At 74.2% G+C, this 21,348-nt stretch carries 19 protein-coding genes and 1 pseudogene; 12 read left to right on the top strand and 8 right to left on the bottom strand.

Going from position 1 to position 21,348, the window contains the following annotated elements; translation table 11 throughout:
* Positions 1-29: 29 nt before the first annotated feature.
* From ABGA99_RS27555 to ABGA99_RS27540, 4 genes are all read left to right on the top strand, one after another.
* Positions 30-482, top strand: a complete 453-nt coding sequence (locus ABGA99_RS27555) for a GNAT family N-acetyltransferase (RefSeq protein ID WP_347575288.1) — start codon at positions 30-32, stop codon at positions 480-482.
* A 93-nt stretch (positions 483-575) separates the two neighbouring features.
* Positions 576-1,760: a helix-turn-helix transcriptional regulator gene (locus tag ABGA99_RS27550; protein ID WP_347575287.1), complete on the top strand. Its 1,185-nt coding sequence runs from the start codon at positions 576-578 to the stop codon at positions 1,758-1,760.
* A 107-nt stretch (positions 1,761-1,867) separates the two neighbouring features.
* Positions 1,868-2,290 carry a recombinase family protein gene (locus ABGA99_RS27545; protein ID WP_347575286.1) on the top strand — a complete coding sequence of 141 codons (423 nt, stop codon included), beginning with the start codon at positions 1,868-1,870 and terminating at the stop codon, positions 2,288-2,290.
* 292 nt (positions 2,291-2,582) lie between these two features.
* A complete protein-coding gene (locus ABGA99_RS27540; RefSeq protein ID WP_347575285.1) occupies positions 2,583-3,401 on the top strand; it encodes an SAM-dependent methyltransferase in 819 nt (272 codons plus the stop codon).
* 1,306 nt (positions 3,402-4,707) lie between these two features.
* Here ABGA99_RS27540 and ABGA99_RS27535 read toward each other — a convergent pair.
* Together ABGA99_RS27535 and ABGA99_RS27530 are read right to left on the bottom strand one after the other, a co-directional pair.
* On the bottom strand, positions 4,708-4,929 hold the full coding sequence (locus ABGA99_RS27535; RefSeq protein ID WP_347575284.1) for a DUF2277 domain-containing protein: 222 nt from the start codon (positions 4,927-4,929) through the stop codon (positions 4,708-4,710).
* A 69-nt stretch (positions 4,930-4,998) separates the two neighbouring features.
* Positions 4,999-6,444 (bottom strand): hypothetical protein, encoded by a 1,446-nt coding sequence (locus ABGA99_RS27530; RefSeq protein WP_347583653.1) that lies wholly within the window; start codon positions 6,442-6,444, stop codon positions 4,999-5,001.
* Between the two features lie 113 nt (positions 6,445-6,557).
* Between ABGA99_RS27530 and ABGA99_RS27525 the strand changes: the two genes are divergently transcribed.
* Positions 6,558-7,847, top strand: a complete 1,290-nt coding sequence (locus tag ABGA99_RS27525) for a molybdopterin-dependent oxidoreductase (RefSeq protein WP_347583652.1) — start codon at positions 6,558-6,560, stop codon at positions 7,845-7,847.
* Positions 7,848-8,104: 257 nt separating this feature from the next.
* Positions 8,105-8,623 (top strand): hypothetical protein, encoded by a 519-nt coding sequence (locus ABGA99_RS27520; protein ID WP_347583651.1) that lies wholly within the window; start codon positions 8,105-8,107, stop codon positions 8,621-8,623.
* Here the strand turns inward: ABGA99_RS27520 and ABGA99_RS27515 are convergent.
* The 3 genes and pseudogenes from ABGA99_RS27515 to ABGA99_RS27505 all read right to left on the bottom strand — a co-directional run.
* Entirely contained in the window at positions 8,511-9,434 is a 924-nt protein-coding gene (locus ABGA99_RS27515) for a class I SAM-dependent methyltransferase (RefSeq protein ID WP_347583650.1), read from the bottom strand. The two genes, ABGA99_RS27520 and ABGA99_RS27515, sit on opposite strands and share 113 nt — an antisense overlap.
* Positions 9,431-10,144, bottom strand: a complete 714-nt coding sequence (locus tag ABGA99_RS27510) for a DUF2064 domain-containing protein (protein WP_347575279.1) — start codon at positions 10,142-10,144, stop codon at positions 9,431-9,433. Before ABGA99_RS27510 ends, ABGA99_RS27515 begins: the two co-directional genes overlap by 4 nt.
* Positions 10,145-10,470: 326 nt before the next feature.
* Positions 10,471-11,121 (bottom strand): annotated as a pseudogene (locus tag ABGA99_RS27505) (glycosyltransferase family 2 protein); the annotation flags it as partial.
* A gap of 124 nt (positions 11,122-11,245) precedes the next feature.
* Here ABGA99_RS27505 and ABGA99_RS27500 point away from each other — a divergent pair.
* Both ABGA99_RS27500 and ABGA99_RS27495 read left to right on the top strand, forming a co-directional pair.
* Positions 11,246-12,052 (top strand): response regulator transcription factor, encoded by an 807-nt coding sequence (locus ABGA99_RS27500; protein WP_347583649.1) that lies wholly within the window; start codon positions 11,246-11,248, stop codon positions 12,050-12,052.
* Positions 12,049-13,197: a HAMP domain-containing sensor histidine kinase gene (locus tag ABGA99_RS27495; RefSeq protein WP_347583648.1), complete on the top strand. Its 1,149-nt coding sequence runs from the start codon at positions 12,049-12,051 to the stop codon at positions 13,195-13,197. Before ABGA99_RS27500 ends, ABGA99_RS27495 begins: the two co-directional genes overlap by 4 nt.
* 4 nt (positions 13,198-13,201) lie before the next feature.
* Here the strand turns inward: ABGA99_RS27495 and ABGA99_RS27490 are convergent, their stop codons facing one another.
* Entirely contained in the window at positions 13,202-14,254 is a 1,053-nt protein-coding gene (locus ABGA99_RS27490; RefSeq protein WP_347583647.1) for an NAD-dependent epimerase/dehydratase family protein, read from the bottom strand.
* Between the two features lie 156 nt (positions 14,255-14,410).
* Between ABGA99_RS27490 and ABGA99_RS27485 the strand changes: the two genes are divergently transcribed.
* Complete coding sequence (locus tag ABGA99_RS27485) at positions 14,411-15,820, top strand: family 2B encapsulin nanocompartment shell protein (protein WP_347575275.1); 1,410 nt, start codon at positions 14,411-14,413, stop codon at positions 15,818-15,820.
* Between the two features lie 83 nt (positions 15,821-15,903).
* On the opposite strand, the gene ABGA99_RS27480 is transcribed toward ABGA99_RS27485, so the two are convergent.
* Positions 15,904-18,300, bottom strand: coding sequence for a phosphoketolase family protein (locus ABGA99_RS27480; RefSeq protein ID WP_347583646.1), 2,397 nt, complete (start codon positions 18,298-18,300; stop codon positions 15,904-15,906).
* A 171-nt stretch (positions 18,301-18,471) separates the two neighbouring features.
* Here ABGA99_RS27480 and ABGA99_RS27475 point away from each other — a divergent pair, with 171 nt between their 5' ends.
* Positions 18,472-18,666: a hypothetical protein gene (locus ABGA99_RS27475; RefSeq protein WP_027753143.1), complete on the top strand. Its 195-nt coding sequence runs from the start codon at positions 18,472-18,474 to the stop codon at positions 18,664-18,666.
* A 186-nt stretch (positions 18,667-18,852) separates the two neighbouring features.
* Positions 18,853-19,092, top strand: a complete 240-nt coding sequence (locus ABGA99_RS27470; protein ID WP_018835984.1) for a DUF397 domain-containing protein — start codon at positions 18,853-18,855, stop codon at positions 19,090-19,092.
* Positions 19,093-19,712: 620 nt separating this feature from the next.
* Here ABGA99_RS27470 and ABGA99_RS27465 read toward each other — a convergent pair.
* Positions 19,713-20,201, bottom strand: a complete 489-nt coding sequence (locus ABGA99_RS27465; protein ID WP_347575273.1) for an ATP-binding protein — start codon at positions 20,199-20,201, stop codon at positions 19,713-19,715.
* Positions 20,202-20,485: 284 nt separating this feature from the next.
* Here ABGA99_RS27465 and ABGA99_RS27460 point away from each other — a divergent pair, with 284 nt between their 5' ends.
* A complete protein-coding gene (locus ABGA99_RS27460) occupies positions 20,486-21,346 on the top strand; it encodes a helix-turn-helix transcriptional regulator (protein WP_347575272.1) in 861 nt (286 codons plus the stop codon).
* The last annotated feature ends 2 nt before the right edge of the window (positions 21,347-21,348 follow it).

The following is a 21,348-nucleotide window of genomic DNA, read 5'->3' as shown; positions in this document are numbered from 1 at the left end:
TGTCAGTGGGGGGTGCCAGACTCGGAGGCATGAGTGAGGAACTGCTGCTGAGGGATGTGGCGGAGGAGGACCTGGAGGTCTTCCTCGCCCACGAGCACGACCCGGAGAACGTGCGGCGGTCGCACTTCCCGCCGCGCGAGCGGGAGCGTTTCCTGACGCACTGGCGGGAGCGCGTCCTGGGGGACCCGACGGGCCTCGTGCAGACCGTGGTGGTCGACGGGCGGGTCGCGGGGAACGTGGTGGCGTGGTGGGACGGCGACCGGCGGTTCCTGGGCTATGTCCTCGGCCGGGAGTTCTGGGGCCGCGGGATAGGCACGCGCGCGGTAGCCGCGTTCCTGGAGCTGGAACGGCACCGCCCCCTGCACGCGGACCCGTACGTGGGCAACGAGGGCTCGGTCCGGCTGCTGGAGCGGCTGGGCTTCCGCCGGACGGGCTCGGAGTGGAACGGGGAGGACGAGCACGTGATGCTGGTCCTGGGGTAGGGGGACGCTCCCGGGTGATGACGGCCGTTCGCGGGGTACGCGCGGGGTGTCCCGTGGGTACGGTTCTGGTGTCACCTCAGAACGGGAGTCAGTATGTCGGACCATCCCGAAGAGCACATCGGCGACCGTGTGCGTGCGGTTCGGAAGCGCCGCGGGCTGTCGCAGAAGGAACTGGCCGCCGCCGCTGACCTGTCCGTTTCCCTCGTCCGCAAGATGGAACAGGGTGAACGGCGCGACGTGCGGATGGAGACGGCGCACCAACTCGCCCGCGCGCTTGACGTCTCCACGACGCACCTGCTCACCAAGGCCCCGGAGCCGTGGCGGCCGAATGTCCCCGCGGACATCTGGCAGCCGGTCGTGACCGCCCTGGCGGCGCCCCCGCCGCAACTACCCGAGGCGCCCACCGCGGCCGGCGTCAGTGGTGCCCTGGCGGGCGGGCGGGCGCTGTTCGCCACGGAACGGTACGACGACCTCGGCAGAATGCTGCCTGCGCTCCTGCGGGATGTGCGCGCGCTGGAAGGCCCCCAGGCTCGCCGCCTGCTCTATCAGACGATGCAGCTCACAGTCAGCTTCCTGGGTCAGGTACGGCAGTACGAGGCGGCTGCCGACGCCGCTCAACGGACGCTGGACGCTTCGACGGACGCTCTCGACGGGGCCGCCGCGGTGGTGGCTCAGTGCCAGCAGCTCCTGCGCGGAGGTCACTTGACCGAGGTGGCGGAGCTGGCGACCCGGTGGGCCGACGACGTCGAGCCGCGGGTGTCCAAGGCGACGCCGCAGGAATTCGCCGTATGGGGCGGACTGCAGCTCCGCATCGGGGCGGCAGCCGTCCGGGACAACCGGAAGCCGGAGGCCGCAACCGCGCTTCGTATGGCGCGGATCGCCGCGGTGGGCCTGGGCACGGAGGTGGTCACCGCACCCGACTACCTACGTCACTTCGGGCCGGCGACCGTCACCCACCAGCGCGCCGAGCACGCCGCCATCCAGCGGAATCCCGTCAGAGTGCTGAAGCTCCATGACACGGTGAGCAACTGGAGCCCGGCCAGGGGCGGCGGGAAGTCCGGCAGGTGCCGCCACATGCTGGACGTCGCAGACGCCCACCTGCGCCTCCACGACGACGAGCGGTGCGTGCACGTCCTTCGGCAGGTCTGGGACGACGCCCCGCAGTGGATCACCGCGCAGAGGTACGCGCAGGACATCATGGGCCGCGTGATCGAGGGCCGACGGACACTGACACCGGAAATGCGCGAGCTGGCCGACGCGTTGGGAACCCCCATGTAGCGCTGCGTGGCACCCCCCGCCGGGGGCGGTCCAGAGTGCCATGGCGCCCATGGCAACGACGGCCTTACGGTCGGTGACGACCTGATCACCGACGACAGGCGAGCGTCATGGACACCCCCGCCCCACGCACACCCACCCGGCCCACTCTCGCGTTCCTCTACGACCGGCACGCCACGCTGGCGACCGCCGCTCTGGACGAGCGGATAACGCGATGCCGCCGGTACGCCGTCGAGCGGAACTGGGTGATCGCCGGGGAGTGGGTCGACCGGGGTGACCATGCGCTGACGAACTGGCCGCGACCGCAGTGGGACGCGATGACGTACGCCATGCGGCAGTCCGCCGCACGGGCCGTGTGTCTGGTCGACTCGTGGGACCGGATCAGCCGGGACCGGGAGGCCAGTGCGATCCTGCGGCTGGCCGTCCACCAGGCCGGTGGGTGCTGCATGACCACCACCGGCGAGAACGACCTCGAACTCGGCCACGGGCGGATCACCGTAACGGCGCCCGCGCCGCGGAAGGCGTGGCCGTGAGCGATGGTCCGTGGGTCCGTATGTCGGACCCGGTCCACTTACCCGACGTGCGGCCGCTGGTGGAGCCCGAACCCGTCGCCGGATGCGGGCGGTGTGCCGAGCTGGCCGTGGGCCGGACCGCGGCCCGTAGAGCGGGCGATCTGTCCGGCGTCAGCGACGCCAACGTCCTCCTCCGCAGACACCCCGGGCACTGAACTCCCGCCCCCTGGTCCCCGGTACTCGCGCCAGGGGGCGGGCCCGCGGCCGTATCCCGCTAGGTTGGGCCGCACAGACGCGAAGGAGGCGACTCCTCATGGACCACGACCCCCGCCCAGGGGTGGACACCGGTGTGGCGCACTCGGCGCGGGTGTGGAACTACCTTCTCGGCGGCAAGGACAACTACGCCGCCGATCGCGCCGCCGCCGATCAGTTCAAGGCCGTCTTTCCGCAGATCGTCGGCATCGCCCGCGCCGACCGGGCGTTCCTCGGGCGTGCCGTGCGGTTCGCGGTCGGCGAGGCAGGGGTGCGGCAGTTCCTGGACATCGGTACCGGACTGCCGACGATGGACAACACGCACGAGGTCGCGCAGCGCGTCGCGCCGGAGGCGCGCATCGTGTACGTCGACAACGACCCGCTTGTCCTCGCCCACGCCCGGGCTCTCCTGACCAGTGCCCCCGAGGGGCGTTGCAGCTACATCGAGGCCGATCTGCGCCGGCCGGCGGACATCCTCGCCGGGGCGGCGAAGACGCTGGACTTCGGCGAGCCCGTCGCCGTCATGCTGCTCGGCATCCTGCATTTCGTCCCCGATGTCGACGAGGCGTACGGCATCGTCGCCCGGCTGCTCGACGCCGTGCCCTCCGGCAGCTTCCTGGTCGCCACGCACGCCACCATGGATCCCTCGCTCGCCGACGAGACCGAACTGAGGGCGAACGCCGAGGCCCGGGAGGACTGGGACGAGCGGGCGGCGACTCCGCTGTTCCCCCGTGGTCCGGAGGAGTTCGGCCGCTTCTTCGACGGACTCGAACTCCAGGAGCCGGGGCTGGTCTCCATGAGCCGCTGGCGCCCGGAGCCCACCGTGTTCGGCGAGCCCCCGAAGGTCCTGGGGCTGGCCGGAGTGGGCCGTAAACCGTAGCGCTGTGCGGGCCGGGGCCGCGCAGGGCCTACGCCTTGCGCAACAGGTTCGTGTGGTGTGTGCAGGGCCCGTTTCCCCTCACGCCCGCCCAAGGGTATGCCGCTGGTCTGACAGTGCGGGGGCATCGGGGCTCTGAGCTGGTACGTCGTGTCTGTGCGGGCCGGGTGCGGGGGTACGGCGTCGGGCTTGCGGTGCTTCGCCAGGTGGGCCGGGTACGGGGGCACGGCGTCGGGCGAGCCGTGGTGCGTGGGGTGGGCCGGTGTACGGGGGAGCGGCGAAGGGAGAAGGGTGTCGTTGGGGCTCCCCCCGGGCCACCCCGCTTTTGAGTGTGCGGGCCTGCGTCCGCCGTCAAGGGCGTCCCTCTCCGCTGCGCTGCGAGGGGCGTCGCTGCGCGATGGGGCTTCGCCCCACCCCTGACTGCGGACTCCGGCCCGTGACAGACCGGCGGCTATGGGTGGCCCGGAGGGAGCGGGCGCCCTCTGCTGGGACTACGGAGGCGGAGCCCCGCGGACGGGGGACCGGGCCGCCCGGCGTTGGGCTCGTCCCGATCGCCGATGCCCCGGCCGACGTGGCCCGGCAACCGGAGGCGGGCCCGCCGTGTTCGCGGGTGCCCGCGGGGGACGGGGCCGGGCTGCCGGGAGTTGAACCGGGCCGGATCGCGACGCCCCGGAAGACGAGGGCCGGGGTGCCGGAGGCGGGCCGGCGTGGATCGCCGACGCACTCACCCCGCCGTGGCCCGCCACTGACCACCCGGGCCGCGCGACATGCGTGCCGCGGAGACGAACTCGCGGTAACCCATCCTCGAAATCGGCCTAAAACGCCCACTGGGCCGGACTTTCGCTCATCCGTACGCACTCGCGGGACGCGGGCGAGCCGGCCGCGCCTCAGGCGACTCCAAACGGAGGAAACCGAGTCGAACTCGCGGTAACCCATGCCCAATACCAGCTCAAATCGCCCGGTGGGTCAGACTTTCGCCCACCCACGCGCGGCGGCGACGGCGACCGGACAGACCCCAGATCCGTGGGTCTGCCCCCGTCCGCCGGGGAACACCGGCGAGGGGGGTGGCCCGGGGGGAGCCCACGCGACACGGCTACTCCCCTCGCCGCACCCCCGTACACCGGCCCACCTGGCAAAGCACCGCCCACCCGACGCCGTACCCCCGCACCCGGGCCCCGCACCCCCACGCCGTACCAGCTCAGCACCCCGCAGACCCCGCACTGTCGGACCAGCGGCATACCCTTGGGCGGGCGTGAGGGGAAACGGCGGCCTGCACACACCACAGCAGCCTGCCGCCGATCCCGCCGCCCTACGCCGCGCCCTTGCCGCCGCGGACGACGAGCGAGTCCAGCAGCTCCTGAGTCGCCGCCGCGATCTCCTCCACCGCCTTGTCGAACGCCTCGGCGTTGTGCGGCGCGGGGTGGCGGAAACCGGAGATCTTCCGGACGTACTGCAGAGCCGCGGCCCGCATGTCGTCGTCGGTGACGGTGTCGGCGAACGGGGGGCGCAGGGTTTTGATGCTTCGGCACATATGTACGACGGTACGCCGTACCACTGACATCCGGAGAGGACCGGACGCGGGCCGGAAAGGGCGGGGGGTCTACCAGCTCGTGATCAGCAGATGGCCCACGACCAGCGCGACCGCGGCCTGCGCCGTCAGCCAGGCGCGGTGGTCGCGGGCCGGGAGCAGGGCGGCGGCCGGAAGCAGCCAGAGCGTGAACGGCAGCCAGATCCGCTCCGTCTCCGCCTTGCTGAGCCCGGAGAGGTCGGCCGCCACGATGCATGCGAGCCCGGCGACCGCCATCACGGCCACGGCGTACGCGGACGGGGGCGCGGAGCGCCGCGGCCAGGCGGTGCGTACGGCGCGGCGGGTGCCCGCCACCGCCGCCAGGCCCGCGCTGAGCGCCGCGACCGCCAGGTTCGCCCACACCCAGTAGCCGTACGGGCGCTCTCCGCCGAAGCCCTGGTAGTAGCGCTCGTGCAGCAGCTCGTACCCCTCCCACCACCGGAAGCCCGCCGCTGTGAAGGCCACCGCGACCGGCAGCGCACCCAGCGCCGCCCACGGCACCGTCCGCAGCACCGCGCCCCGCCGCCCGCCGCGGGCGGCGTACCCGAGCACCGCCGCCACCGGCAGCACCAGCAGCGTCAGCCCGTACGAGAGGTACACCGCCCACCCCAGCAGCAGCCCCGCACCCGCCGCCGCCACCGCGGGACGCCGGGCCGTCCCCGTCGCGGCGAGCGCCAGCAGCGCCAGGGCCCACGCGGCCACCGCCGCGAAGTAGCCGTCCGCCGACACCCCGGCCCAGATCGCCCACGGCCCCAGCACCAGGAACGGCGCCGCCCGTCGCGTACGCTCCTCGCCGCCCAGCGTCCGCAGCGTCACCAGCACCGCGACCGCCGCGGATCCCCCCACCGTGATGCAGAAGACCCCCGCCCACGCCCCGCCGCCCAGTCCCGCCCGGTCCAGGCCGACGAAGGTGAGGATCGCGGCGGGCGGGTGCCCGGCGATGTGCGCGGGCCAGTTGTCGGGGGTCTGGATGAGGATGTGCCCGGTGAAGGTCCGGACGGCGTGCCCCAGATCGGCGAAGCGGGCGACGCTCTCCGGCCGGGCGTACTCGTTCGGCGCCGTCAGTTGGTCGGCGACGCCCTCCCGCCAGCCGTCGACCAGCGCCAGCGACCAGATCCACGCCATGCCCGCCCCCCACGTGGCGAGGAGCAGCCGCCGCCACGGCAGCCTGTCGGCGAGCGGCGGCCCGTACGCGACGACGGCCGCGGCCACGGCGAGCGCCGCGGGGGTACCGGGCCCGTAGTGCGGCACCCAGACGGCGGACAGGGGCGGGAAGCGTACGTGCAGGACGTCGGAGCCGTTGACGGCCCGCCCGACGACGACGGCCGCGGCGATCGCCAGGGCGGCGAGTCCGGCGGCGAGGAGGTCCCAGCGGCGCCCGGCGGCGGTGACGGCCTCCGCCACCGCTCCGGGGGCAGGGGCGGTTCCGGTTGCTGTCTCCGTACCGGCGGCGGGCGGCCGGGTGGGCGAGGAGGTCACGCCGCCACGCTAGGCAGCCGGGGGGCGCGCGCGCCGGGAACGCGCGGCGACGTCACGCTTTCGTCAGGAGTCGGTGCGGTGATACGGGCGTATCCGCGGCCTACGGTCGGTCCATGTCCGCCGTACGCCCGCCGGCCCCCCACCGGAACCCCCGCCCCGGCCCCGCCGCGGGCCCGGGGTCCGGCCTTCGCCCGCCCGGCCCCTTCCGCCCCGCCTTCTGGCGCAGCCCGCTGCGCGGCCCGTGGTTCACCGCGCTCCTCGGCACGGTCCTCCTCGCCGGCCTGCCCCTGATCCTGCTGACCGGCTTCCTCTCGTACGCCGCCTACAACCCCGGCCTCCCCGGCAACGACACCACCCCCGGCAAGGGCCTCCTCGGCTTCTACCTCTTCTCCTGGCCCACCGACCCGCACTGGCTCTACCGCCTCACCCAGGGCGTCCACGTCACCCTCGGCATCGCCCTCGTCCCCGTGCTGCTGGCCAAGCTCTGGTCCGTCCTGCCCCGCCTCTTCGCCTGGCCGCCGCTGCGCTCCGCCCGGCACGCGCTGGAGCGCGGCTCGACGCTGCTGCTGGTGGGCAGCGGGCTCTTCGAGTTCGCGACCGGCATCGTCAACATGCAGCTCTTCTACGTCTTCCCCGGCTCCTTCTACGCCCTCCACTTCTACGGCGCCTGGGTGTTCCTCGCCGCCCTCGCCGTCCACCTCGCCACCCGCGTCGGCAAGCTGCGCCGCGGGCTGCACGACCGGGGCATGGACGAGCTGCGCGCCACAGAACCCGAGCCGCCGACGATCTCGCGGCGGGGGGCCGCGGCGCTGGTGGGCGCCGGTTCGCTGGGCCTGGTCGCGGTCACCGCGGGGCAGAGCATCGGCGGCCCGCTGCGCCGCACCGCGCTCCTGGCCCCGCACGGAGGCGGGAACCCGGGCGAGGGGCCGAACGGCTTCCAGATCAACAAGACCGCCGCGGCCCTCGGCATCGAACCGGCCGACATCGGCGAGCGCTGGCGGCTGGTCGTACGCGCCGGGCGGGGCCGCCCCGCGGTGCTCACCCGGGCGGAGCTGCTGGCCCTGCCGCAGCACACGGCGGAGTTGCCGATCGCGTGTGTGGAGGGGTGGTCGACGGACGACCAACTGTGGCGCGGGGTCCGGCTCGCGGACCTGGCCGCGCTGGTGGACGCGGGGGAGGGGGACGGGGTGTTCGCGGAGTCGGCGCAGCGGAAGGGTGCGTTCCGTGCGGCGTCGCTGCGGGCCAACCAGGTACGCGATCCCCGGTCGTTGCTGGCGCTCCACGTCAACGGCGCGGCGCTGTCGCGCGATCACGGGTATCCGGCGCGGATCATCGTCCCGGCGAACCCGGGTGTGCACAACACGAAGTGGGTCACGAGGCTGACGTTCGGGGAGCTGCCGTGAGCGCGGTTCGCCCTCCGGGCGGATCCGGGCGGGAGCCGGGGGCGGAGGAGCCGGACGCGCAGGGTGCCGGGCACCCGGGTGCGCGGGATGCCGTGGGGCCGGACGCGCGGGACGTACGGCACGCACATGACGCACGGGACGCGCCCCACGCACCTGACGCACGTGACCCGGGGGGTGTGCGGGATACGCCGGACACCGAAGGGACTGCGGAGCGGCCGGACGGAGGCGGATCGCGTACGGAACGGGCCCCCGGGTCCGTGGGCCACCGCCTCCGCGCGCTCCTCCGCCGCACGCCCGCCCCCGCGGCCGTACGCCGTCTGCTCGCGCCCGGTCCGCTCCCCACCCTCGTCCTCCTCCTCGCCTCCTTCGCGCTCACCGGCTACGCCGGTGTCCGGCTCTTCGACAAGGACCCCCTCGGCGTTGCGCTGTGGCTGGCCGGTGCGGCGGTGCTGCACGACCTGGCGCTGGTGCCCCTGTACTCGCTCGCCGACCGCGGCGCACAGCGCGTCCTGGGGCCGCGGCTGGTGAACTACGTCCGCTTCCCGGCCGCCATCTCCGGGCTGCTGCTGCTCGTCTACTTCCCGCTCATCACCCGCCAGGTGGGCCGCTACGAGACGATCACCGCGCTGCCCGCCGACGCCTTCCTCCACCGCTGGCTGCTCCTCACCGCCGCGCTGTTCGCGGCGTCCGCTCTGGTGCTCGCAGCGCGGCGAACCGTCGCCCGCCCGCGGTCCAGCGGTCCTCCTCCCGCCAGCGGCCCGCCGCCGCGTACCTGAGCAGGGCGGGCAGCCCGACCCGGGCCCAGGGGAAGCCGTGGTGGGCGCGGTCGGCGCGGCGGCCGGCGGGGTGGCCGCGGGTCCCGTCGGTGACGTGGACGTGCACGCGCTCGTCCACGTCGTCGTCCGCGGCGGCCTCCACGACCAGCCGCCCCCGCGGGCGCAGCAGGGCGGCGGCACGGGCGAGGAGGGCGGCGGGGTCGCCGCCGATGCCGACGTTGCCGTCGACGAGCAGCGCGGTGCCCCAGCGGCCCTCGCCGGGCAGCGGCTCGAACACCGACCGGCGCAGCGCGGCGGCGCCCCGCGACCGGGCGTGCGCGACGGCCGCGGAGCTGACGTCGACGCCGAGCGCGGGACGCCCCAGCGCCGCCAGCGCGGCCACGAGCCGACCGGGCCCGCAGCCGATGTCCAGCACGGGCCCGGTGCACCGCCGCAGCACGGTCACGTCACCCCCGTCGGGCACGCCGCACCACCGCTCCACGTCGAGCGGCAGCAGCCAGCCGTCGCCCCGCCGGAGGAAGAGCGGCCCGGCGCCGCTGCGCAGGGCACGGGCGTAGGGGTCGGCACGGTCCCAGGCGTCGCCGGGGGAGTCCGGGGGCGAGGGCGGCGGGAGAGCGGCGGGGTGGGAAAGCGGGGGGCCCGGCGGGGCGCCGGCGGGTCGTGGGCCGTACGGACCGGGCGCGGGCGGCCGGGCGGGTGGGGTGCCCCCGGGCCGGGGCGCGCCGGGCCCGGCCGCGTCGGCCCGAGGGCCGAGGGCGGCGGCTGCGTCCGGGTGGGGGTCGGGCGGGCGGCGGGGTGAGGGCGACGTCATCCGGCGGCTCGGCCGAGTGCCACGCCGTCCGCCGCCCCATCGGCCACCGCCGCGGCGGCGGCTGCGGTCGCGCGGTCCCGGGCTGCCAGGCGGTGCGCCGTGGCGGCGAAGCGGCTGCCCGGGGCGGTGGCTTCGGCGACCGGTGGGACGTCCGCCGGGGTGTCCACGTCGCGCAGCGGCGGCAACTCCCGCACGCGCAGGCCCGCCTCCCGCAGCCTGCGGTGCTGCGCGGCGCCGGTGTGGGGCGTCGACATCGGTACGCCCCGCAGCAGTTCCGGGTCCGGCCGCGCCAGCCCCAGCGCCCAGAAGCCGCCGTCCGGCGCCGGGCCGAGGTAGGCATCGCAGGCCGACCAGGCGTCGTCGGCGAGGGCGGGCGCCAGCAGGGCGGCGGTGAGTTGCGGGGTGTCCATGCCGACGAGCAGCGCGGGGCCCGTACATCCGCCGAACGCGGCGGCCAGCCGCTCGTCGAGCCCGCCGGCGGCCTGCGGTACGACGGTGAAGCCCGGCGGCAGCCAGTCGCCGGGAGCGCCGTCGAGCACGAGCACGCGGCGCCGGGCGGGCAGGTCCCGTACGACGGCGAGGGTGTCGGCGAGCGCGGCCTCCGCGAGCCGGGCGGCTTCGGCGGGGGTGTACGCGGGGGTGAGCCGGGTCTTGACCCGGCCGGGCCGGGGCTCCTTGGCGATGACGAGCACGGTGACCCCGCCACTCACCGCCCGGCCCCCGCACCCCGGCCGCCCGCGGCACCACCACCGCCGGAGCGACGTACCGCCCCGCCGGCCCCGGACGCCCGGGTCCCGGCGCCGCCGCCCTCCGGACGGCCGGAACCCGACCGGGGTCCCGCCCCGGGACCGGAGCCCGCCCCCGAGCCCGCGGCTGCGCCCGCCCCCGCGCCTGCGCCGCCGCCACCCGCGCCCGCGCCTGGATCCCCGGCAGCCGTCGTCTCCCCCGTTCCTCCGCCCGCCTCCGGACGCGCACCCGCACCGGCTCCAGCGCACGACCCCGATCCCTCCGCGCCCCCGTGGCCTCCCGCACCCGCCGGGACGTTCCGCAGGACGCCGCTCATGTCGTGGACCGCCTGCCATGTCCCCCGCCACGTGCCCGTCACCTTCGACTTCCCCGTCCGCGGCGTGTACGGCACCGGCAGTTCCGCGATCCGCCACCCCGCGTCCGCGGCCCGTACCACCGTCTCCAGCGGGTATCCGCTGCGCCGGTCCGCCACGTCGAGATCCAGCAGCGCCGCCCGCCGGGCCGCCCGCATCGGGCCCAGGTCGTGCAGCCGCACCCCGGTGCGGCGGTACAGCATGCGGGCCAGCGCCGCGTTGCCCGCGCGGGCGTGCAGCGGCCACGCCCCGCGCGTCGTCGGGCGGCGGCGGCCGAGGACGAGGTCGGCCGTGCCGGCGGTGACGCGGTCGGTGAGCAGGGGCAGCAGGCCGGGGTCCAGCGAGCCGTCGCAGTCGCAGAAGCAGACCAGCTCGGCCGTGGCCGCCCGCAGGCCCGCCGCGCAGGCGGCGCCGAAGCCGCGCCGCGGCTCGTGCACGACGGTGGCGCCGAGGCCGCGGGCGAGGTCGCCGGAGCCGTCCGTGGAGCCGTTGTCCACCACGATCGCGCGCCAGCCGGCGGGGATCCGGTCCAGCACCCAGGGCAGCGCGGCGGCTTCGTCCAGACAGGGGAGTACGACGTCGGTCATGGCCCCCACCCTACGAGCGCAAATGACGCATACCGGACGCGAGGTTCTTACGAATCACGGACGTCGCCCGCCGCCATCCGTTCGGCCCCCGCCGCCGTCCCCCCGGCCGTGCCACGCTGACGCCATGGACCTCGTCCCGCCCGCCAGGACCCGGCCGACCGGCCGGCCGGCCCGCGTGCTCGTCGTCGACGACGACCCCACCGTCGCCGAGGTCGTCGCCGGCTATCTCGACCGTGCCGGCTACGCCGTCGACCGCGTCGAGGACGGCCCGCAGGCGCTGGCCGCCGCCGCCTCCGCGCGCCCCGACCTCGTCGTGCTCGACCTGATGCTGCCCGGCATGGACGGGCTGGAGGTCTGCGCGAAGCTGCGTGCCACCGGCCCCGTACCGGTGATCATGCTCACCGCCCGCGGCGACGAGGACGACCGCATCCTCGGCCTCGAACTGGGCGCCGACGACTACGTCACCAAGCCCTTCAGCCCTCGCGAGCTGGTGCTGCGCGTGGAGTCCGTGCTCCGCCGCAGCCGCGCCGTGGCGCCCCGCGGCGGCGAACTGAGCGGCGCCGGGCTCACCGTCGACCCCGCGGCGCGCCGGGCCGCCAAGCACGGGGCCGAGCTGGCGCTGACCCTGCGGGAGTTCGACCTGCTCGCGCACTTCCTGCGGCACCCGGGGCGGGTGTTCGGGCGGGAGGAGCTGATGCGGGAGGTGTGGGGCTGGGAGTTCGGCGACCTGTCGACGGTCACGGTGCACGTACGGAGGCTGCGCGGCAAGGTCGAGGACGACCCGGCCAGGCCCCGGCTGATCACCACGGTCTGGGGCGTCGGCTACCGCTTCGACGCCGCGGTACCGGACCGGGCGTACGACGGCGCCACGGGCCCGGAGCGCGAGACCGGCCTCCGACCCGGCCCCGGCCTCCGGGGGGAGCGCCCGTGAAGGACATCCTCCTCATGGCCGCCTTCGCCTTCCTCGGCGCCGCCGTCGCCGGCCTCCTCGGCGCGGTCGCCCTGCGCCTGCTGCGCAACCGCTCCCTCGTCGTCTCCGTCTCCGTCGTCGCCGCGACCGCCGTCACCGCCATGCTCCTCGGCACCCTCGCCGTCGCCCGGGAGATGTTCCTCTCCGGCCACGACCTCACCGTCGTCAGCATCGTCTGCCTCATGGCCGCCGTCGTCGCCCTCGCCACCGCCGTGCTCCTCGGCCGCTGGGTCGTCGCCCGCAGCAACGCGCTGGCGGCGGCGACCCGTTCGTTCGGCCACGACTTCGACGCGGGCGGTTCCTTCGCGCCCCCCGCGGGCGGCGCGACCGCCGAGCTGGCGGCGCTGAGCCGGGAGTTGGCGGCCACCGCCGAGCGGCTGGCGCAGTCGCGGCAGCGGGAGCGGGCGCTCGACGCCTCCCGGCGCGAGCTGGTCGCGTGGATCTCGCACGATCTGCGTACGCCCCTGGCCGGGCTGCGCGCCATGGCGGAGGCGCTGGAGGACGGCATGGCCGCGGACCCCGTGCGCTACCACCGGCAGATCCGCGCCGAGACCGAGCGCCTCGACGCCATGGTCGGCGACCTCTTCGAACTCTCCCGCATCCACGCGGGCGCCCTCGCGCTCGCGCCCACCCGGATGTCGGTCCACGACCTCGTCGGCGACGCGCTCGCGGGCGCGGATCCGCTGGCGCGCGAGCGCCGCGTACGGCTCGTCGGCGAGCCGCCGGAGCCGGGGGCGGCGGTGCCGGTGGAGGTCGACGGCAAGGAGATGACACGGGTGCTGGGCAACCTCCTGGTCAACGCCATCCGGCGCACCCCCGCCGACGGCACGGTCGCGGTGACCGTCGCGGTCCGGGAAGGGGAGGGCGCGGCGGTCGTCGTCTCGGTCACCGACCAGTGCGGCGGGATCCCGGAGGAGGACCTGGCGCGGGTCTTCGACACGGGGTGGCGGGGCAACCACGCGCGGACGCCGGTGCCGCCCGCGGGGGCCGGGCTGGGGCTGGCGATCGTGCGGGGGATCGTCGAGGCGCACCGCGGGCACGCGGAGGTGCGCAACGTGCCGGGCGGCTGCCGCTTCGAGGTCACGCTCCCCGCGGCCACGGGCTGACGCGTCAGGGCGCCGCTCCCAGCGGCGACTTCGCGAACTCCGTCACCCCGTCCGCGAACCCCACCGCCGGCCGCCATCCCAGCTCCGCCCGCAGCCGCGCCGAGTCCGCCGTGATGTGCCGTACGTCCCCGAGCCGGTACTCGCCCGTGATCCGCGGCGCGGGGCCGCCGTACGCCGCGGCCAGCGCCGCCGCCAGCTCGCCGACGGTGCGGACGTCCCCGCTGCCCGCGTTGTACGCCGTGAGCACGCCCGCCGCCGGGCCGTCCTCGTCCCCGTACACCGCCTCCAGTGCCCGGACGTTGGCCTGTGCGACGTCCCGTACGTGGACGAAGTCCCGCCGCTGCGCCCCGTCCTCGTACACCCGCGGCGCCTCGCCCCGCTCCAGCGCCGAGCGGAAGAAGGAGGCGACGCCGGCGTACGGGGTGTCGCGGGGCATCCCGGGGCCGTAGACGTTGTGGTAGCGCAGGGACACCGCACGCGCGCCGGTGACGCGCGCCCACACGCCCGTGAGGTGCTCCTGGGCCAGCTTCGTCGCCGCGTACACGCTCCGCGGGTCCACCGGGGCGTCCTCCGCCACCAGGCCCGGCGCCAACTCCGCGCCGCAGTGCGCGCACCGCGGCTCGAAGCGCCCGCCCGCGAGGTCCGCCGCCGCCCGCGGCCGCGGCCGTACGGCGCCGTGCGCGGCGCAGTCGTAGCGCCCCTCCCCGTACACGACCATCGACCCCGCCAGCACCAGCCGCCGCGCTCCCGCTTCGGCCATGGCGGCGAGGAGCACGGCGGTGCCGAGGTCGTTGACGCCGACGTACGCGGGCGCGTCCGCGAAGTCCTCGGTGAGGCCGACCATCGCGGCCTGGTGGCAGACGGCGTCCACGCCGGCGAGCGCCGCCGCGACGGCGTCGCGGTCGCGTACGTCGCCGCGCAGGTACGTGCCGCACATACGGCCGGGCGGTCCCCCGTCCCGTACGTCCAGCACCACCGCCTCGTGCCCCCGCTCCGCGAGGGCGGAGACCACGTGCGATCCGATGAACCCGGCGCCGCCGGTGACGAGTACGCGCATGCCGGCGAGCCTAGGGTCGCCGGGGGCGGCGGGCGCCGGCTGCCACGCCCACCGTCATACTCCGGTAAGAGCCAGCCCTATCCAGGAATCAAGACAGATATTCCTACTCTTTCGAGCGATTGCTGCCGCTTTGCGCCGAAGCCTAGCTTCGGTGCCATGACGACCTCGCCAGAAGAAACGTCCGCGTCCGTCGAACTCCCCGCCCGGCTCAGCCTCGACACCGCCGCCGCGCGGAACCTCACGACCACCACCAAGACGCCCCCGCAGATGCAGGGGATCTCCTCCCGCTGGCTGCTCAAGGCGCTGCCGTGGACGGAGGTCAAGGGCGGTGCGTACCGGGTGAACCGGCGCCTCACCCACACGCTCGGCGACGGACAGGTCGAGTTCACCTCCGTCGGCGGCGAGGTGCGCGTCATCCCGCAGGAGCTGCGCGAGCTGCCGCAGTTGCGCGCGTTCGAGGACGAGGAGGTGCTGACGGCGCTGGCCGACCGGTTCGAGCAGCGGGAGATCGCGCCGGGGGACGCGGTCGTGTCCGCGGGGGCGGCGGCGGACCAGGTGGTGCTGGTCGCGCACGGGCGGCTGGAGCGGGTCGGCACCGGGAAGTACGGGGACGAGACCGTCCTCGGCGTCCTCGCCGACGGCGACTACGTCGGCGGGGAGGCGCTCCTCGAATCCGACGGGACATGGCCGTTCACGGTGCGGGCCCAGACCCGCGGCACGGTGCTGGTCCTCCCGCGCTCCGCGCTCGACGAGCTGCTGGCGCAGGCGGCGGGGCTGCGCGCGCACCTGGAGGCGTTCGGCTCCCTCCCGCAGCAGCGGCAGAACAGCAAGGGCGAGGCGGAGATCGAGCTGGCCTCCGGCCACCACGGCGAGGCGGACCTGCCCGGCACGTTCGTGGACTACGAGCTGACGCCCAGGGAGTACGAGCTGGAGGTCGCGCAGACCGTGCTGCGCGTCCACAGCCGGGTGGCCGATCTGTACAACGACCCGATGAACCAGGTCGAGCAGCAACTGAGGCTGACCGTCGAGGCGCTGCGCGAGCGCCAGGAGCACGAGCTGATCAACAACCGCTCGTTCGGCCTGCTGCACAACGCCGACCTCAAGCAGCGCATCCACACCCGCTCGGGCCCGCCCACGCCCGACGACCTGGACGAGCTGATCTCCCGCCGCCGGCAGACGCACGTGCTGCTGGCGCACCCGCGGGCGATCGCGGCCATCGGCCGGGAGTGGAACAAGCGCGGCATCTACCCGCCGCGCACGGAGTACCTGGGCAGCGAGGTCAACAACTGGCGCGGCATCCCGCTGCTCCCCTGCAACAAGATCCCGATCACCCGGGAGGGGACCAGCTCGGTGATCGCGATGCGGCTCGGCGAGGCCGACCAGGGCGTGGTGGGGCTGCACCAGACCGGGCTGCCGGACGAGATCCGGCCGGGGATGAACGTCCGGTTCATGGGGATCAGCGACAAGGCGATCATCTCGTACCTGGTGAGCGTCTACTTCTCCGCGGCGGTGCTCGTCCCCGACGCGCTCGGCATCCTGGAGGACGTCCAGGTCGGCGCCCACTGACCGGGAGGTGAAGGCACCCGGCCGGCCCCGCGGAAGGAACCGCGCCGGCCGGGTGCCGCCCCCCGGCCGGCCTCGGCCCGTCCTCAGCCCGGCCACGTCCAGTCCGCCACCTCCGGCAGGTCCGTGCCGTGCTCGCGGATCCAGGCGTGGTGCCTGCCGCGTACGTCCTCCATCCGCTGCCGCACCGCCGCAGCCCGCACCGCCAGGCCGGGGACGCGGTCGATGACGTCCATCACCAGCCGGTAGCGGTCGAGGTCGTTGCGTACGACCATGTCGAAGGGCGTGGTCGTGGTGCCCATCTCCTTGTAGCCCCGCACGTGCAACTGGTCGTGCCCCGCGTGCCGGTAGGCGAGCCGGTGGATCAGCCACGGATAGCCGTGGTACGCGAAGATGACCGGTGTGTCGCGGGTGAACACCGAGTCGAACTCCCGGCCCGTCATCCCGTGCGGATGGTCCTCGTGCGGCATCAGCCGGGCGATGTCGACGACGTTGACGACCCGTACCGCCAGCTCCGGCAGGTGCTCGCGCAGCAGCCCCGCCGCGGCCAGCACCTCCTGCGTCGGCACGTCCCCGGCGCACGCCAGCACCACGTCCGGCGCCTCGCCGGTGCGTTCGGTGCCGGCCCACTCCCAGATGCCGACGCCGCGCAGGCAGTGCGCCCGTGCCTGCTCCAGCGTCAGCCAGTCGAACGACGGCTGCTTGCCGGCGACGACGACGTTGACGACGTCGCGGGTGCGCAGCACGTGGTCGGCCACGCACAGCAGGGTGTTGGCGTCCGGCGGCAGGTAGACCCGTACGACGCCGGGGCTCTTGTTGAGGATGTGGTCGACGAAGCCGGGGTCCTGGTGGCTGAAGCCGTTGTGGTCCTGCCGCCAGACGTGCGAGGTCAGCAGGTAGTTGAGCCCGGCGACCGGCGCCCGCCAGGGCTCCTCGTACGCGGTCTGGATCCACTTGATGTGCTGCGCGGCCATGCTCGCGACGATGTGCGCGAACGCCTCGTACGAGGAGAACAGCCCGTGCCGGCCGGTGAGGACGTACCCCTCCAGCCAGCCCTGGCACAGATGCTCGGAGAGCACCTCCATGACCCGGCCGTGCGGCCCGTGGTGCTCGTCGGTCCGCTCCGTCTCCGCCTGCCACGCGCGGTCGGTGACCTCGAACAGCTCCTGCAGCCGGTTGGACGCGGTCTCGTCCGGGCCGAAGACGCGGAAGTCGCGGCGCTCGGCGGTATCCGCCATCACCTGCCGCAGCATGGCGCCGAGCACCCGGGTCGGCTCGTGCATCCGCCCGCCGGGCCGGTCGACCGCGACGGCGTACGTCTCGGGCCCCGGCAGCGGCAGCGCGCGCAGCAGCCGGCCGCCGTTGGCGTGCGGGTTGGCACCGAGGCGGCGGTCGCCGTGCGGCACGCAGGCCAGCACCTGGGGGCGCGGCCGGCCGTCGGCGCCGAAGAGCTTCTCCGGCTCGTACGAGCGCAGCCACCGCTCCAGCTCCGCCAGGTGCTCGGGGTTCTCGCGCACCTCGGGCAGCGGCACCTGGTGGGCGCGCCACGTGCCCTCGACCGGTGTGCCGTCGACGTCCTCGGGTCCCGTCCAGCCCTTGGGGGTGCGCAGCACGATCGCCGGCCAGCGGGGGCGCCCGCGCAGGCCGCCGCGGGCGCGCGCGGTCTCCTGGAACTCGGCGATCCGGTCGAGCGCCGTGTCCATCGCCGCGGCCATGTCCCGGTGGACGCGCGCGGGGTCGTCCCCGCCGACGTGCAGCGGCTCGTGGCCGTAGCCGCGCAGCAGCTCGTCCAGCTCGCGCTGCGGGATACGGGAGAGCACGGTGGGGCCGGCGATCTTGTAGCCGTTGAGGTGCAGGACCGGCAGCACGGCGCCGTCGTACGCGGGGTCGAGGAACTTGTTCGCGTGCCACGACCCGGCCAGCGGCCCGGTCTCCGCCTCGCCGTCGCCGATGACGCAGGCCGCGACGAGCCCGGGATTGTCGAAGGCGGCGCCGTAGGCGTGCGCGAGCGAGTAGCCCAGCTCGCCGCCCTCGTGGAACGACCCGGGGATCACCGGCGCCACATGGCTCGGTGTCCCGCCCGGGAAGGAGAACTGCCGGAACAGCCGCGCCATCCCGGCGGCGTCGCGCGAGACGTCGGGGTGCACCTCCCCGTACGACCCGTCGAGCCACGCCCCGGCGTAGACGGCGGGACCGCCGTGGCCGGGGCCCCAGACGCAGACGGCGTCGAGGTCGCGGGCGCCGATGACGCGGTTGAGGTGGGTGTAGACGAGGTTGAGGCCGGGGCAGGTGCCCCAGTGGCCGAGCAGCCGCGGCTTGATGTCACCGGGCGTCAGCGGCTCGGTGAGCAGCGGGTTGCGGGTGAGGTAGATCTGGCCCGCGGCCAGGTAGTTGAGGGCGCGCCAGTGGGCGTCGAGGTCGGCCAGCTCCTGCTTCTTCATCGTCGTCCCATCGACGAAGGGGGTGGTAGGCGGTACGGGCAAGTCTTACGGCCCGGGGGCGCGCTCACCACCCGACGGCACGCGACGCGCGCCCGCCCGCCCCGGACGGCCCCGCTATCACCCGAATGGCAGGTACGGCTCGCGCGAAACGCGGGGTACGGGTGGGACAGACTGCCACGTATGTGGACGGCGAACCCGGGGACCGGTGATCAGATGGCCGTGTCGGTGTCGGTCGTGCTGCTGCTCTTGGTGCTGGCCGTGGTGTTTCTGCGCAGCGGTTCACTGAAGACCTCGCACGCCGTGGTCTGTGTGCTCCTCGGCTTCTATCTCTCCGGAACCACCGTGGCCCCCACGATCCAGTCCGGTCTGGAGGCCACGGCGAACGTGGTGAGCAGCATCCGGCCGTGAATGTGGCCGGGCCGGGAACTATTCGGTACCGCCTTGTGCGTTGAACCCTCGGGGGATGGCCTTGGTGGGTGCCTGATCGGAATCAAGCGCGCACGCTGTGTGCACGTGCATTTGCGCGTGCACCTAGCCGCCAACACAGCTATGATCCCCGACAGTTGACATTGGCAACCACCTTGGAGAAGCGCTGTGGCCCACGCATACAACGGCATTGCGGCCAGAGATCTTCACGGCGCCGCCTGGCAGAAGAGCCGGCACAGCAACTCGCAGGGTTCCTGTGTGGAGTTCGCCAGACTTCCCGGCGGCGAGATAGCCGTTCGCAATTCCCGATTTCCCGAAGGACCCGCCCTCGTCTACACCCGTGCCGAGGTAGAGGCGATGCTGCTGGGCGTCAAGGACGGAGAGTTCGACCATCTCATAGTTGACTGACACCCCCCTATTCCCGGCTGCACCGTCAGCTTCTGCCATCGGCGGGCCGACACCGCGGCCGGCTGTCATCCGGATCCCGGCTGAGATATCGCCCACAGCAGGCGTTGATCGCGGTACGTCCGTCGATCCGCACAGAATGCGATCGCTTCCTTTCCGTCCGCGAACGGTCCCGGAGCGTGAATCACCCGGTATCCAGGGCGCGGCGAAGCGTTGCCGTCGCCGCGCACAGTTCCGCCTCCGGCACTTCGGCCCGGACGTTCGCGACCCCGTCGTCGCGTGCCGCCGCGCCTCGGCGCAGGGCTGGGAGGCCGGTGACGCGTTCCACGAATCGTTCAGCGGGGGCGAATCGGAAGAGCGCGCGGCGGACGAGGGCGAGGAGGGCGCGCCGGCGCGCCCGTAAACCGGACCCCGGGCGGCTCCGGCCCTCGGGCGGTCCCGGACGCGCCGGCCCGCTGCGGTGCCCGCCGCGCGGCGTCCCGCTGCTGCCCGCTCCCCGGGCAAGCCTCGGCAGCGGGCAGCGGGCAGCGGGCAGCGGGCAGCGGGCAGCGGTCGACGGTCGACGGCCGGTCGGACGGGTGCAGGTGCCGGAGTGGACGTAAGGGGAGTTCGCCCGCGGGCCGTCAGTCCGCCGCCGGCGACGGCAGGTGGAACACCGCCCACACCACCTTGCCGCGCAGTGAGCCGTCCAGCGGGTGCCAGCCCCAGCTGTCGCTGAAGGAGTCGACCAGATAGAGCCCGCGCCCGGACTCGGCGCCCACGTCGGCCACCCCGGCCACCGGACCCGCGGTGCTCGGGTCGCGTACGGCGCACACCAGCCGGGACGCCCAGCGCAACAGGTGCAGCCGCACCGCGGGGTCCTGTCCGTTGCAGCCGGTCAGGGCGTGCCGGAGCGCGTTGGTGACCAGCTCCGAGACGACCAGTGCGACATCGTCGCTGAGGTCGGTCAGCTCCCAGTGCCGCAACGTGGTGTGCGTAAAGGCGCGCGCGCCGCTCACTGACTCGGGGCTGCCGGATATCGCACAGGATGCGGCACCGTCGACGGGGCCGGAGTCCAGCGGGGGCAGCCCTCGCCATAAGGGCGCGAGCACGGCTGCTGCTTCGGTCCCCATGCGCGGCACTCCCCAGTCGCGTGCGTGTCTGTCGTCACCGTGCGAGTGCCCATGCTTCCGAATGCCTTTGGCAGATGCAAGGGCAGATGCACGTGCACGCGCGAGGAATGTCTAGCAACTTACCGGTTCATGGGCATTGCCCGACAAGATTTTCTCGGTTGGGTAACCGTTCGGGCACGCAATGATACGGAGTGGTGGCAGTATGGGCCGGTGGCGCCGGGGGCGCGCTTGTAGTGCCATGTCCTTTGTAAGTGCCATGTCGCCGAGGTGGGTGGAGGGCTCCGATGGCCGTGGACGGATCAAGCGGATCGGTCGTGCGCCGTATCCTGCTGGGCTCCCAGCTCAGACGGTTGCGGGAAGAACAGGGGATCTCGCGCGACGCCGCCGGATACGCGATCAGGGCCTCGGAATCCAAGATCAGCCGGATGGAGCTGGGCCGGGTGAGTTTCAAGAGCCGAGACGTGGAGGACCTGCTCACGCTGTACGGCGTGACCGATCAGACCGAGCGCGACGCCCTCGTCGGCCTCGTCAGCGAGGCGAACACGGCCGGGTGGTGGCACAGCTACAGCGACGTGCTGCCGGGCTGGTTCCCCACCTATGTGGGACTGGAGTCGGCCGCCGCCGGTATCGACGTGTACGAGGTCCAGTTCGTGCACGGCCTGCTGCAGACCGAGGAGTACGCGCACGCGGTGGTCACCGCGGGCCTGCCCCTCTCGCCCGCCGAGGCGGACAAGCGCGTGGGCGCCCGGCTGGAGCGGCAGAAGAGGCTGTACGCCGAGCACCCCGCCCAGCTCAGGGCGGTCCTCGACGAGGCCGCGCTCAGCCGCCCGTACGGCGGCAGGCAGGTGATGCGCAAGCAGTTGCAGCACCTCCTCGACGCCTCCGAGATGCCGAACGTGTCGCTGCGGATCATCCCGCTGGCGCAGCACGGCCACACCCCCGACTCCGGCGCCTTCACGATCCTGAGCTTCCCGGAGGAGGACCTCTCCGACGTCGTGTACGTGGAGCATCTGACGAGCGCCCTCTACCTGGACAAGCCGGAGGACGTCGCGACGTACACGAAGGCCATGGACCTGCTGCGCGTCGCCGCCCAAGACGAGACGGAATCACGGGAGTTGCTGCACAGGCTCATCCGGGAGGTGTAGCG

Source organism: Streptomyces sp. B5E4, from assembly GCF_039871555.1.
Classification (GTDB): domain Bacteria; phylum Actinomycetota; class Actinomycetes; order Streptomycetales; family Streptomycetaceae; genus Streptomyces.
The sequence above is the reverse complement of the archived record's forward strand: the minus strand, read 5'-3'. Positions and strand labels throughout refer to the sequence as shown.

Excerpts from the sequence above, each read along its gene's own strand:
- ABGA99_RS27555 (WP_347575288.1), top strand. The coding sequence starts at position 30 with ATGAGTGAGGAACTGCTGCTGAGGGATGTGGCGGAGGAGGACCTGGAG.
- ABGA99_RS27550 (WP_347575287.1), top strand. The coding sequence starts at position 576 with ATGTCGGACCATCCCGAAGAGCACATCGGCGACCGTGTGCGTGCGGTT.
- ABGA99_RS27545 (WP_347575286.1), top strand. The coding sequence starts at position 1,868 with ATGGACACCCCCGCCCCACGCACACCCACCCGGCCCACTCTCGCGTTC.
- ABGA99_RS27540 (WP_347575285.1), top strand. The coding sequence starts at position 2,583 with ATGGACCACGACCCCCGCCCAGGGGTGGACACCGGTGTGGCGCACTCG.
- ABGA99_RS27535 (WP_347575284.1), bottom strand. The coding sequence starts at position 4,929 with ATGTGCCGAAGCATCAAAACCCTGCGCCCCCCGTTCGCCGACACCGTC.
- ABGA99_RS27525 (WP_347583652.1), top strand. The coding sequence starts at position 6,558 with ATGTCCGCCGTACGCCCGCCGGCCCCCCACCGGAACCCCCGCCCCGGC.
- ABGA99_RS27515 (WP_347583650.1), bottom strand. The coding sequence starts at position 9,434 with ATGACGTCGCCCTCACCCCGCCGCCCGCCCGACCCCCACCCGGACGCA.
- ABGA99_RS27500 (WP_347583649.1), top strand. The coding sequence starts at position 11,246 with ATGGACCTCGTCCCGCCCGCCAGGACCCGGCCGACCGGCCGGCCGGCC.
- ABGA99_RS27490 (WP_347583647.1), bottom strand. The coding sequence starts at position 14,254 with ATGCGCGTACTCGTCACCGGCGGCGCCGGGTTCATCGGATCGCACGTG.
- ABGA99_RS27485 (WP_347575275.1), top strand. The coding sequence starts at position 14,411 with ATGACGACCTCGCCAGAAGAAACGTCCGCGTCCGTCGAACTCCCCGCC.
- ABGA99_RS27475 (WP_027753143.1), top strand. The coding sequence starts at position 18,472 with ATGGCCGTGTCGGTGTCGGTCGTGCTGCTGCTCTTGGTGCTGGCCGTG.
- ABGA99_RS27465 (WP_347575273.1), bottom strand. The coding sequence starts at position 20,201 with ATGGGGACCGAAGCAGCAGCCGTGCTCGCGCCCTTATGGCGAGGGCTG.
- ABGA99_RS27460 (WP_347575272.1), top strand. The coding sequence starts at position 20,486 with ATGGCCGTGGACGGATCAAGCGGATCGGTCGTGCGCCGTATCCTGCTG.